The 12539-nt window shown below is 51.2% G+C and carries 9 protein-coding genes; 2 read left to right on the top strand and 7 right to left on the bottom strand.

What is annotated here, in order from left to right:
* Nucleotides 1–48: 48 nt before the first annotated feature.
* From tuf to rpsL, 4 genes are all read right to left on the bottom strand, one after another.
* Complete coding sequence (tuf, locus tag M3P05_RS08835) at nt 49–1272, bottom strand: elongation factor Tu (protein ID WP_249699163.1); 1224 nt, start codon at nt 1270–1272, stop codon at nt 49–51.
* A 32-nt stretch (nt 1273–1304) separates the two neighbouring features.
* The gene (fusA, locus tag M3P05_RS08830) at nt 1305–3419 is read right to left on the bottom strand and encodes an elongation factor G (RefSeq protein WP_249699179.1); all 2115 of its coding nucleotides are present in this window, start codon (nt 3417–3419) and stop codon (nt 1305–1307) included.
* Between the two features lie 24 nt (nt 3420–3443).
* Nucleotides 3444–3914, bottom strand: coding sequence for a 30S ribosomal protein S7 (gene rpsG / locus M3P05_RS08825; RefSeq protein ID WP_249699178.1), 471 nt, complete (start codon nt 3912–3914; stop codon nt 3444–3446).
* 197 nt (nt 3915–4111) lie between these two features.
* Entirely contained in the window at nt 4112–4486 is a 375-nt protein-coding gene (rpsL, locus tag M3P05_RS08820; RefSeq protein ID WP_249699177.1) for a 30S ribosomal protein S12, read from the bottom strand.
* A 332-nt stretch (nt 4487–4818) separates the two neighbouring features.
* Here rpsL and M3P05_RS08815 point away from each other — a divergent pair, with 332 nt between their 5' ends.
* Nucleotides 4819–5184 carry a hypothetical protein gene (locus M3P05_RS08815; RefSeq protein WP_249699176.1) on the top strand — a complete coding sequence of 122 codons (366 nt, stop codon included), beginning with the start codon at nt 4819–4821 and terminating at the stop codon, nt 5182–5184.
* Between the two features lie 5 nt (nt 5185–5189).
* Here the strand turns inward: M3P05_RS08815 and M3P05_RS08810 are convergent, their stop codons facing one another.
* On the bottom strand, nt 5190–6593 hold the full coding sequence (locus tag M3P05_RS08810) for a DUF945 family protein (RefSeq protein ID WP_249699175.1): 1404 nt from the start codon (nt 6591–6593) through the stop codon (nt 5190–5192).
* Nucleotides 6594–6748: 155 nt separating this feature from the next.
* Here M3P05_RS08810 and M3P05_RS08805 point away from each other — a divergent pair, with 155 nt between their 5' ends.
* A complete protein-coding gene (locus M3P05_RS08805; RefSeq protein WP_249699173.1) occupies nt 6749–7462 on the top strand; it encodes an HAD family hydrolase in 714 nt (237 codons plus the stop codon).
* Here M3P05_RS08805 and M3P05_RS08800 read toward each other — a convergent pair.
* Complete coding sequence (locus tag M3P05_RS08800; protein WP_249699172.1) at nt 7440–8198, bottom strand: TlyA family RNA methyltransferase; 759 nt, start codon at nt 8196–8198, stop codon at nt 7440–7442. The genes M3P05_RS08805 and M3P05_RS08800 overlap by 23 nt on opposite strands.
* Before the next feature lie 85 nt (nt 8199–8283).
* Nucleotides 8284–12483, bottom strand: coding sequence for a DNA-directed RNA polymerase subunit beta' (gene rpoC, locus M3P05_RS08795; RefSeq protein ID WP_249699171.1), 4200 nt, complete (start codon nt 12481–12483; stop codon nt 8284–8286).
* Nucleotides 12484–12539 lie beyond the last annotated feature (56 nt).

The following is a 12539-nucleotide window of genomic DNA, read 5'->3' as shown; positions in this document are numbered from 1 at the left end:
GGCCTTTCGATCAAACGATTTTAACTTGCTGTTGATAACAGCCAGCTATCACTCGATGATCTTGGCTACAACGCCGGCGCCAACAGTACGACCACCTTCACGGATTGCGAAACGCAGACCGTCTTCCATGGCTACTGGGCAGATCAGGGTAACAACCATCTTGATGTTGTCACCTGGCATTACCATTTCAACGCCTTCTGGCAGTTCTACGTTACCGGTTACGTCAGTAGTACGGAAGTAGAACTGTGGACGGTAGCCCTTGAAGAATGGAGTGTGACGACCACCTTCATCCTTGGACAGTACGTAAACCTCAGACTCAAACTTGGTGTGAGGAGTTACGGAACCAGGCTTAACCAGGCACTGGCCACGCTCGATTTCTTCACGCTTAACACCACGCAGCAGGGCGCCGACGTTCTCACCTGCACGACCTTCGTCGAGCAGCTTACGGAACATTTCAACACCAGTTACGGTAGTCTTGGTGGTGTCCTTGATGCCGATGATTTCAACTTCTTCACCAACCTTGATGATACCGCGCTCTACACGACCAGTAACAACGGTACCACGACCAGCGATGGAGAATACGTCTTCGATAGGCAGCAGGAATGGCTGATCGATAGCACGCTCAGGCTCAGGGATGTAAGTATCCAGAGTCTCAACCAGCGTCTTAACAGCGGTAGTACCCAGCTCGTTGTCGTCTTCGCCGTTCAGGGCCATCAGAGCGGAACCTGGGATGATTGGAGTGTCGTCGCCAGGGAACTCGTAAGTATCCAGCAGCTCGCGCAGCTCCATTTCAACCAGTTCCAGCATTTCTGCGTATTCTTCGGAACCAACACCGCCACAGTCTTCAGCCAGCAGGTCTGCTTTGTTCAGGAAGACAACGATCTTAGGTACACCAACCTGACGAGACAGCAGGATGTGCTCACGAGTCTGAGGCATAGGGCCGTCAGTCGCGCCACAAACCAGGATAGCGCCGTCCATCTGAGCAGCACCGGTGATCATGTTCTTAACGTAGTCAGCGTGCCCTGGGCAGTCCACGTGAGCGTAATGACGCTCCTTGGAATCATACTCAACGTGCGCAGTAGAGATGGTAATACCACGCTCACGCTCTTCTGGAGCGTTATCGATCTGATCGAAGGCTTTCATTTCGCCGCCGAATACTTCTGCACAAACGCGAGTCAGTGCAGCAGTCAGAGTGGTTTTACCGTGGTCAACGTGACCGATGGTGCCGACGTTTACGTGCGGCTTTGTACGTTCAAACTTTTCCTTAGCCATTTTTCACTTACCTTCTAGCGAGTCTGAAATAATTAACCCTGGTTTGCCTTGATCACCGCATCAGCGATGCTACTTGGAGCTTCTGCATATTCTGCAAACTCCATAGTGTAAGTAGCACGGCCCTGAGTAGCAGAGCGCAGATCAGTTGCATAACCAAACATTTCACCCAGTGGAACCTGAGCGTTAATAGTCTTACCGGTCGGGGTATCTTCCATACCCTGAACAAGACCACGACGACGGTTCAGGTCGCCCATAACATCACCCATGTAGTCTTCAGGTGTTACCACCTCAACCTGCATCATGGGTTCCATCAGCACAGGCTTAGCCTGTGGCGCGTACTTCTTCAGAGCCTGAGATGCGGCGATTTTAAACGCCATCTCGTTGGAGTCAACCTCGTGGAAGGAACCATCAAACAGACGAGCTTTCAGACCCAACAGAGGGTAGCCGGCGATAACGCCATTCTGCATCTGTTCTTCGATACCTTTTTGTACCGCAGGAATGTATTCCTTAGGAATGGTGCCACCAACGATTTCGTTGATGAATACCAGACCTTCTTCACCGTCATCCGCTGGAGAGAACTCAACAACAACGTGACCGTACTGACCGCGACCACCAGATTGCTTGGCAAACTTGTGGTTGGCTTCAACACTGGACTTGATCTTCTCGCGGTAGGCAACCTGAGGCTTACCAATGTTCGCTTCAACCTTGAACTCACGACGCATACGGTCGACGAGAACGTCCAAGTGCAGCTCACCCATACCAGAGATGATAGTCTGACCAGTTTCTTCGTCAGTCTTAACACGGAAAGATGGATCTTCCTGAGCCAGCTTGCCCAGTGCGATGCCCATCTTCTCCTGGTCAGCCTTAGACTTAGGCTCAACAGCTACGGAGATTACTGGCTCCGGGAATTCCATGCGCTCCAGTACGATTGGGTGAGCTGGATCACACAGGGTTTCACCTGTAGTTACATCCTTCATACCAATCAGAGCAACAATGTCACCAGCCAGCGCTTCTTTAATCTCTTCACGGTTGTTGGAATGCATCTGCACCATACGGCCGATACGTTCCTTCTTGGACTTCACGGAGTTAATTACAGAACTACCGGAAGTTGCAACACCAGAATAAACACGAGCAAAGGTCAGCGTACCAACAAACGGGTCGGTAGCAATCTTGAAGGCCAGAGCAGCGAAAGGAGCGCTGTCATCTGCAGGACGCTCTTCCATGATGTGCTCACCGTCAGCGTTCTCACCAACAGTACCTTCAATTGCCTTAACCTCAAGAGGAGAAGGCATGAATTCAATAACAGCATCCAGAACGGCTTGTACACCCTTGTTCTTGAATGCGGAGCCGCCGAAGACAGGGATGATTTCGTTAGCCAGGGTCCGCTGACGGATACCGGCCTTGATTTCTTCCTCGGAGAGTTCACCTTCTTCCAGGTACTTCTCCATCAGCTCTTCGGTAGCTTCTGCAGCGGACTCAACCAGGTATTCGTGCATTTCGGCACACTGATCAGCCAGCTCGGCAGGAATATCTTCGTAGGCGAAGGTCATACCCTGATCAGCTTCGTTCCAGATAATGGACTTCATCTTGATCAGGTCAACAACACCCTTGAATTCGTCCTCTGCACCGATGGTCATCTGCAGAGGTACAGCATTTGCACCCAGACGGTCCTTCAACTGGTTAACTACCATCATGTAGTCAGCACCAGTACGATCCATCTTGTTTACAAATACCATGCGAGGTACTTCGTACTTGTCAGCCTGACGCCATACGGTTTCAGTCTGAGGCTGCACGCCGGAAGAACCACACAGTACTACTACAGCACCATCAAGAACACGCAGGGAACGCTCTACTTCGATAGTGAAGTCAACGTGTCCTGGAGTATCAATGATGTTTACACGATGCTCGTCAAACTGGGCATCCATACCACGCCAGAAACAGGTGGTCGCAGCGGAGGTGATGGTAATACCACGCTCCTGTTCCTGCTCCATCCAGTCCATGGTAGCTGCGCCATCGTGAACTTCACCGATCTTGTGGGACAGACCAGTGTAGTACAGGATACGCTCCGTGGTAGTGGTCTTACCCGCGTCGACGTGGGCACAGATACCGATGTTACGGTAACGGCGTATCGGGGTTTTACGGGCCACGACTCAATTCCTCTGAAAAATCGTTTAGAAACGGTAGTGGGAGAATGCTTTGTTAGCTTCTGCCATACGATGCACGTCTTCACGCTTCTTGACAGCCGCGCCTTTCTTCTCGGCAGCGTCCATCATTTCGCCAGCCAGACGGAGGTCCATGGACTTCTCGCCACGCTTACGTGCAGCGTCTACCAACCAACGCATGGACAGAGCCATACGACGGGAGGGACGTACTTCTACTGGCACCTGGTAGGTAGCACCACCAACACGACGGCTCTTAACCTCAACCATAGGAGCGATAGTTTCGAGAGCAGCCTCGAACACTTCCAGAGGATCCTTACCGGAACGCTCCTGGATCTTGTCCAGTGCACCGTAAACGATACGCTCTGCAACGGCCTTCTTACCGCTGATCATTACGTGGTTGATAAACTTGGCCAGAACCTTGTTTCCGAACTTAGGATCCGGCAGCACGTCGCGTTTGGCGACAACTCTTCTTCTAGGCATGAAAATGTCCTCGATTTCAGGTTAGTCCGAGATCAGGCTTTGACTCGGCCTTACTCTTCAAAAATAACCAGATGCTTAAAAAATCTGATTTCCATCCACGACTTCTTATCAAAGCCTGCCAGCCGCTGTATTAGCTAGCACAACTGATTAAGTGCTTTTAATGAAACACTGGCGTGGAGGTGGAAGCGCAGGCCCTATTAGGACTTAGGCTTCTTGGTACCGTACTTGGAACGGCCTTGCTTACGATCGTTAACACCCTGAGTATCCAGAGTACCGCGAACGGTATGGTAACGAACACCGGGCAAATCCTTTACACGACCGCCACGGATCAGGACCACAGAGTGCTCCTGCAGGTTGTGACCTTCACCACCAATGTAGGAAGTCACTTCGAAGCCGTTAGTCAGACGCACACGGCAAACTTTACGCAGTGCGGAGTTAGGCTTCTTAGGGGTAGTGGTGTATACACGGGTGCACACGCCACGTTTTTGAGGGCAGCTTTGCAGCGCAGGAACGTCGGTCTTGGCGACCTTACGCTTACGCGGCTTGCGTACCAGCTGGTTAATGGTTGCCATTAGGCACACTCTCCGATTTCTAAACAATCAAAGGGTCGCGTCACCCAGAGGAAGTTGGTGTCGCGGCCACAAAAAAACCGGACTTGCGTCCAGTCTTAAGTGCTCCCATTTTCCGGCAAAAATCCCGCTAACGGTATTTTCTGCTTTGAGGCTGTTTTTATGTGCTTTTGAGCAACACGCAAAAGCCGGGCACACTAAAAGGCACAGGATTTTAAAGAGAGCGCACATCCCCGTCAAGAAAAGCCTTTGTAAAGCCTTGCCTACAGCCACCTGCGATCAGCCCAATTCTGGTGGGTTACACTAAGACACATCACGGAAGAGTATATACATTGATGAGCAGAGTACCCTGTTTCCTTTTCGTCACCCTGTTATTACACGCAGCCCAGCCCGCACAAGCCGCCAGAGAATTTTGGTATCAAAAGGTCTGGTGCGAAGGAAAAGGAGGAAAGGTTGAACATGAGTTACCCCAGGGCCCCCGGGTTGACTGCCTGACCAAAACCCACGCAATCGAGATGGATTTTGCCCGAAAATGGCCTGAAGCCATCGGACAGTCACTCCATTATTCCCTTCTGACAGGACTGGAAGCGGGCATTGTTCTGATTCTAAAATCTCCCGGAGAAACACATCATATCCATGCAGCCCGAAAAGTCATCAAACATTACCAGCTTCCTATCAAACTCTGGCGGCTTGGCCCTTAAGCTTCTTAGAACATGCCCTGTGCATCGAATTCCACATTATTGAGCGTCATGCGCCCCTCATCAAGAATCAGCTCCAGAGAGCGATCTTTCTCCCAGACAGCCTGCACTTTCTTCATTTTCTCAGCACATTCCCATCCACTTTGGACACAGGCCATATTCAGGAAATGCCCACCATCGACCAAACCTTTACAGGCACCGGCCATCATGGGGAGCTGCACGGGATCCTGTGTTTGCATGGCTGATACCATATCGCACCCCCAGCCAATCAGCTCTTCAGTCACTTTGACCCTGGCGGATGATCGAACGTTATTGAGGACATTTTGTGCAGCCAGATATTCCTGCACTTCATTCTGGGGCGGATTATCAATCAAGCTCTGCACTACCTTAGCGGTATTTTTCGTAGCAGCGACATCGAAATTCATGGTGATTGAGCCATGACCAGTATCAACCATCAGCTCATCCAGTGAGTAACGAGGCAGATCCTGTAACAATTCTATAACTGCGGTTTGTGTACTCTTTTGTCCAGCTGCATCGGCACCATCAATAGCTTTCAGCAACTCACCAAGCGCAGATACTCTGATATTCTCCAGCGAAGCCTTCGCTTTGACCGATTCCAGCAGAGACTCACCTTCCGGTGAAAGGTACATTTTGCCCGTCTCGAAGAAACCCTCGCTGGAGGCCACTCCACCAACGGTCTTCTCACTCCCGCCCACAGTTACATTTTCGACCGTTACTCTGGTCGCCTCATTGGGAACCCCCATTTCCAGCTCCGGAGCCTCCAGCAACCACTCTCTACTTGCCGGAGAATACTTCAACGCAGAGGGCGCAATATCAATCGTCGCGACCTCATAGCCAGCCTCTGCAACCCGCAGATTGATATCCGTGAGTTGCAGACTATAGGCATCAGGTTGATTGTTATCACTGTCATAGCTAACACGGTATTCATCAATAGCAACCAATGAGCCACTTTCGGGGTCGACAGGAAAAATAACCGGGGACATATCCACAGCCACCTGCTCACGCCCCAACCAAGACAGGGATGATTCGATATCGCCTGCCAGCTCAAGTCGATCTTTACCTCTCCCCTGAATAACTGTCACATCAAACTGCCCGGACACCATTTCAGGGAAACCAGCAATACCGCTATGACTCAGCTCTCCAGTAATCTCAATGGATTCCTGGTTCAACTCTCTCAACCCTTCCCCCTGGAGAACAACGCTTACCTGAGTTGACGAAAACCCTCTATCCAGGCTCATTTCTGCAATGGAGTAGCTCGATGACTCCGCCATTGCTTTCAGGTCATTCTCAACAAAGTTATTTGCAACAATTCCTGATATCCCTGGCAAGGCGATAACCCCTCCCCCGAGGATTACGCAGGCTATCAATCCCAGCTTGGCCTTAGATCCCATCTCAACTCCAACACCTTCGTTTTGTCACCCTATTAAACAGTGACAGGTTATGTAACCACAATAATTTATATTTCCCTGCAGGATTTCCATACAGGGAGTTGCCCCCATGAGTGATATAATGAGGTTTTCTGCTTACCTTTTGCACTACCCACCCAATGAAGAATACTAATCTGCCCGTTATCGCTTTTGATGCAGACGACACTCTCTGGCCCAACGAACCTTATTTTCGTGAAGCCGAGAAAGATATGATGAAAATTCTCACCCCTTATTTCCGGGGTGGCGATCTTATGGAACACCTGTATCAGCAGGAAATCAAAAATCTCCATATCTTTGGCTATGGTGCCAAGGGCTTTACCCTTTCCATGATTGAGAGTGCCATTGAACTCTCTGAAGGCACCATTCCCGGCAGTGAAATCCAGAAAATCATCGATCTCGGCAAGCAGATCATGACTTACCCCATTGAGCTTCTGGAAGGCGTTGAAGATACCCTTATTACACTCAGAGAGCACCGTCTGGTATTAATCACCAAGGGTGATCTGTTTGATCAGGAAAGCAAAATTGCCCGCTCCGGCCTGGCCAATCATTTTGATGCCGTGGAAATCGTCTCAGAGAAAGACGACGAAACCTACGAGAAGCTATTGAAGCGTCATAAGATCAAACCGGAAAACTTCTGGATGATCGGCAACTCGTTAAAATCTGATGTTCTGCCTATCGCCCGAATTGGCGGAACAGGCGTCCATATCCCCTATGAAAGCACCTGGCAGCATGAGCAAGTTACAACCGATGCTGCCATGAAAGAGACTTATCACGAACTTAGCAGTATTCGTGAACTGCCCTCTTTAATCGCTAAAGTTTGCGACAGCAAATAAAGAACTCACGATTTCCATCGCCACCTTTAATTGGGCTGTCAAAGTAATACTCAACTGACAGCCCGACTTCATCGGCAGATTTTCGTATCAAGTTTTCCACTTCCGGATACAGGCTTTCATCCCGAACAATACCGCCCTTACCCAGGCCTTTTTTGCCTACTTCAAACTGGGGCTTTACCAGACTTAAGAGGCAGCCATTCTTTCTCAGCATCGGAGCCAAAGAAGGCAAAATTTTAGTTTGCGAAATGAACGACACATCCATAACAGCTGCATCAAAACCATCACTATCGATATGATCAAGTAACTGTTCTCCCGGCATTTCTCTGGCATTCACACCTTCAAGACAGATAACACGATCATCGTCTCTTAGCCTTTGCGCCAGTTGGTCATGCCCCACCTCGACACCAACCACTTTCTTCGCTCCAGCTTGCAATGCGCAGTCGGTAAAACCACCTGTCGACTGCCCAACATCCAGAACATTAAAACCTGAAATATCCAGGCCCGTTTTTTCCAGCGCCCCCAGCAGTTTAAGCGCGCCACGGGAAACATAATTATCAGCTTCGTCAGCCTGAACCCGAAACTCTGTTTCCTCAGGACATTTCAACCCTGACTTATCAAGTACACGCCACTGACCGGCTTTTGTGAATTCAACCCGCCCCCTATCAATCAGGCGCTGCGCACGTGTACGGGTTTCCGCCAAACCTCTGGCGACAAGTAACTTATCTGCACGCTCCACAAGGAGACCTCTACAAACTCAAACATCAAATACAAAAAAGCCAGTCGGATGACTGGCTTTTTCATAGACGGCAGAAGCCGGGCGATTAGATATCGCCCTGGCTCAGCGCTTCAGACAGTGCTGCTTCGACATCGGAAGCAGAAATTGTCATGGTAGCCGCGCTCTGCTCACGCTCACGACGCTTGGCGTGGTAAGACAGACCAGTGCCAGCCGGGATCAGACGACCCACAACAACGTTCTCCTTCAGACCGCGCAGGTGGTCGGACTTGCCGGTTACCGCTGCTTCGGTCAGTACGCGGGTAGTCTCCTGGAAGGAGGCCGCGGAGATGAAGGATTCTGTCGCCAGAGATGCCTTGGTGATACCCAGCAGAATGCGATCGTACTTCGCAGGGAAGCGATCAGCTGCATTCATTTCATCGTTAACTTCCAGCACCTTGGTGTACTCAATCTGCTCACCACGGATCAGGGTGGAGTCACCGGAATCGGAAACTTCAACCTTACGCAGCATCTGACGCAGAATGGTTTCAATGTGCTTGTCGTTAATCTTAACGCCCTGTAGACGGTATACGTCCTGGATTTCGTTAACGATGTACTTGGCCAGCTCGGATACACCCAGCAGACGCAGGATGTCGTGCGGGTTGGAAGGACCATCGGAGATCACTTCACCCTTAACAACGTTTTCACCCTCGAACACGTTCAGCTGACGCCACTTCGGAATCAGCTCCTCGTAAGGGTCTGCACCATCAGTCGGCGTAATCACCAGACGCTTCTTACCCTTGGTTTCCTTACCGAAGGAAACAACACCGGATATTTCCGCCAGAATGGACGGTTCTTTCGGCTTACGGGCTTCGAAGAGGTCGGCCACTCGTGGCAGACCACCGGTGATATCCTTGTTACCGGAAGACTGCTGAGGCATACGCGCCAGGATCGCACCAACCTCAAGCTGCTCACCATCCTTCAAGCTCACCAGTGCGTTGGCAGGCAGGAAGTACTGGGCAGGGTTGTTGCTGTTTGGCAGAGTCAGCTCATTACCATTTTCATCCAGCAGCTCGATAGCAGGACGGATGTCCTTACCAGCGGCAGGACGATCCTTAGGATCGATAACCTCAATGCTGGACAGACCGGTGATCTCATCGGTCTGGGTTTTGATGGTGATGCCTTCTTCCATGCCGATAAAGCGAACCTTACCAGCAATTTCGGTCACGATTGGGTGGGTATGTGGATCCCACTTCGCCACGATCGTACCGGCTTCAACAGTTGCGCCATCCTTAACAGACAGAACAGTACCGTATGGCAGCTTATAACGCTCACGCTCACGACCAAACTCATCAATCATGGCCAGCTGACCGGAACGGGAAACAGCAACCAGGTTGCCATCCTTACGCTCAACTGTCTTGATGTTGGTCAGACGAGCGGAACCCTTGCTCTTAACGGTAATGTTGTCTTGAGCAGCAGAACGGGATGCAGCACCACCGATATGGAAGGTACGCATGGTCAGCTGTGTACCCGGCTCACCGATAGACTGAGCAGCGATAACGCCAACAGCTTCACCAGGGTTAACAATATGACCACGACCCAGGTCACGACCATAACACATAGCACAGACGCCGTGACGGGTCTCACAGGCAATCGGTGAACGCACGACCATTTCGTCAACGTTCAGCTCTTCCAGCTTGCGAACCCATTTCTCGTCGATCAGGGTACCAGCTTTAACTGCGATATCATCAGTGCCAGGAACGTAAACGTCCTCAGCCACAACACGACCCAGGATACGCTCACCCAGAGGCTCAACCACGTCACCGCCTTCAATGTGCGGATTCATGACCAGACCGTGAGCAGTACCACAATCATGTTCGGTAACAACCAGATCCTGAGCCACGTCAACCAGACGACGAGTCAGGTAACCGGAGTTTGCGGTCTTCAGTGCGGTATCCGCAAGACCCTTACGAGCACCGTGAGTGGAGTTGAAGTACTGCAGTACGTTCAGACCTTCACGGAAGTTCGCGGTAATAGGTGTTTCGATGATGGAGCCGTCTGGCTTGGCCATCAGACCACGCATACCAGCCAGCTGACGAATCTGGGCTGCGGAACCCCGCGCACCGGAGTCGGCCATCATGTAAACGCTGTTGAAGGATTCCTGCTCTTCTTCTTCGCCATCGCGGTTGATAACGAGATCAGTCTTCAGGTTGTCCATCATGCGCTTGGCCAGTACCTCGTTGGCACGGGACCAGATATCGATAACCTTGTTGTACTTCTCACCCTGGGTTACCAGACCGGAAGCAAACTGGTTTTCGATTTCACGCACTTCGTTGTACGCCTCATCAATGATCTGACCTTTCTCAGCAGGGATAACGAAATCGTTAACACCGATGGAAGCGCCAGAGATGGTGGCGTAGCTGAAGCCCAGATACATCATCTGGTCAGCGAAGATAACAGTTTCTTTCAGACCAACGTTACGGTAGCAGGCGTTCAGCAGACGAGAGATCGCCTTCTTCTTCATTGCCTGGTTTACGAGGTCGAATGGGAGGCCATCTGGCACGATTTCCCACAGCAGTACACGACCAACGGTAGTCTCTGCCAGGAACTTGCGGGTATGCAGCTCGCCATCTTCATCCTTAACGGTTTCAGAAATACGAACCTTAACGCGGGCATGCAGATCAGCAGCACCAGTGCGGTATGCACGCAGGGCTTCGGAGATATCCTTGAATACCAGACCTTCGCCATTTGCGTTGATACGATCACGGGTGATGTAGTACAGACCCAGTACAACGTCCTGGGAAGGTACGATAATTGGTTCACCGTTCGCAGGTGCCAGGATGTTGTTGGTAGACATCATCAGGGCACGGGCTTCGAGCTGGGCTTCCAGAGTCAGAGGTACGTGTACCGCCATCTGGTCACCGTCGAAGTCAGCGTTGTACGCCGCACAAACCAGCGGATGCAGCTGGATTGCCTTACCTTCGATCAGTACAGGTTCGAATGCCTGGATACCAAGACGGTGCAGGGTTGGAGCACGGTTCAGCATAACCGGATGCTCGCGGATCACCTCGTCCAGGATATCCCATACGACTGGCTCTTCGCGCTCAACCATCTTCTTGGCAGCTTTAATAGTGGTAGCAAGACCACGGGTTTCCAGCTTGCCGAAGATGAAAGGCTTGAACAGTTCCAGTGCCATCTTCTTAGGAAGACCACACTGATGCAGACGCAGAGTTGGGCCTACGGTAATTACGGAACGACCGGAGTAGTCAACACGCTTACCCAGCAGGTTCTGACGGAAACGACCCTGCTTACCCTTGATCATGTCGGCCAGGGATTTCAGAGGGCGCTTGTTGGAACCAGTGATGGCGCGACCGCGGCGACCGTTATCCAGCAGGGCATCAACAGACTCCTGCAGCATACGCTTTTCGTTACGTACGATGATGTCAGGAGCGTTCAGCTCAAGCAGACGCTTCAGACGGTTGTTACGGTTGATAACGCGACGGTACAGATCGTTCAGGTCGGAAGTCGCGAAACGACCACCATCCAGAGGAACCAGAGGACGCAGATCTGGCGGCAGAACCGGCAGAACGGTCATGATCATCCACTCAGGCTTGTTACCTGAGTGATAGAAAGCTTCCAGCAGCTTCAGACGCTTGGTCAGCTTCTTGATCTTGGTTTCACTGTTGGTCTGCGGAATTTCTTCACGCAGTTGATCGATCTCTTCTTTCAGATCGATATCACCCAGCAGATGCTGAACAGCTTCAGCACCCATGCGGGCATCAAAGTCATCACCGAACTCTTCCAGAGCTTCATAATACTCTTCGTCATTCAGCAGCTGACTTCTGTCCAGAGTCGTCATGCCCGGGTCGATAACGACATAGGATTCAAAGTACAGAACCCGTTCGATATCACGCAGAGTCATGTCCAGCAGCAGACCGATACGGGACGGCAGAGACTTCAGGAACCAGATGTGTGCAACTGGAGCAGCCAGCTCAATGTGACCCATGCGCTCACGGCGCACTTTGGCCAGTGCAACTTCAACGCCACACTTTTCACAGATAACACCGCGGTGCTTCAGTCGCTTGTATTTGCCGCAAAGACATTCGTAGTCTTTTACGGGGCCGAAAATCTTGGCACAGAACAGACCGTCACGCTCTGGCTTGAACGTACGGTAGTTAATGGTTTCCGGCTTTTTAACTTCGCCGTAAGACCAGGAACGTACCATCTCCGGGCTCGCCAGGGAGATACGAATAGAATCGAATTCTTCCGACTGTCCCTGGGATTTCAGCAGATTAAGTAAGTCTTTCATCGCTTCTCCTCGCAGAAGCCGACGGGCACGAGGCCCGTCGAATCATTAACCCTTAA

This window comes from Parendozoicomonas callyspongiae (assembly GCF_023502345.1).
GTDB classification, from domain to species: Bacteria; Pseudomonadota; Gammaproteobacteria; order Pseudomonadales; family Endozoicomonadaceae; genus Sansalvadorimonas; species Sansalvadorimonas callyspongiae.
Note: the sequence above shows the minus strand (reverse complement) of the source record. Positions and strands in the feature narration are given on the sequence as shown.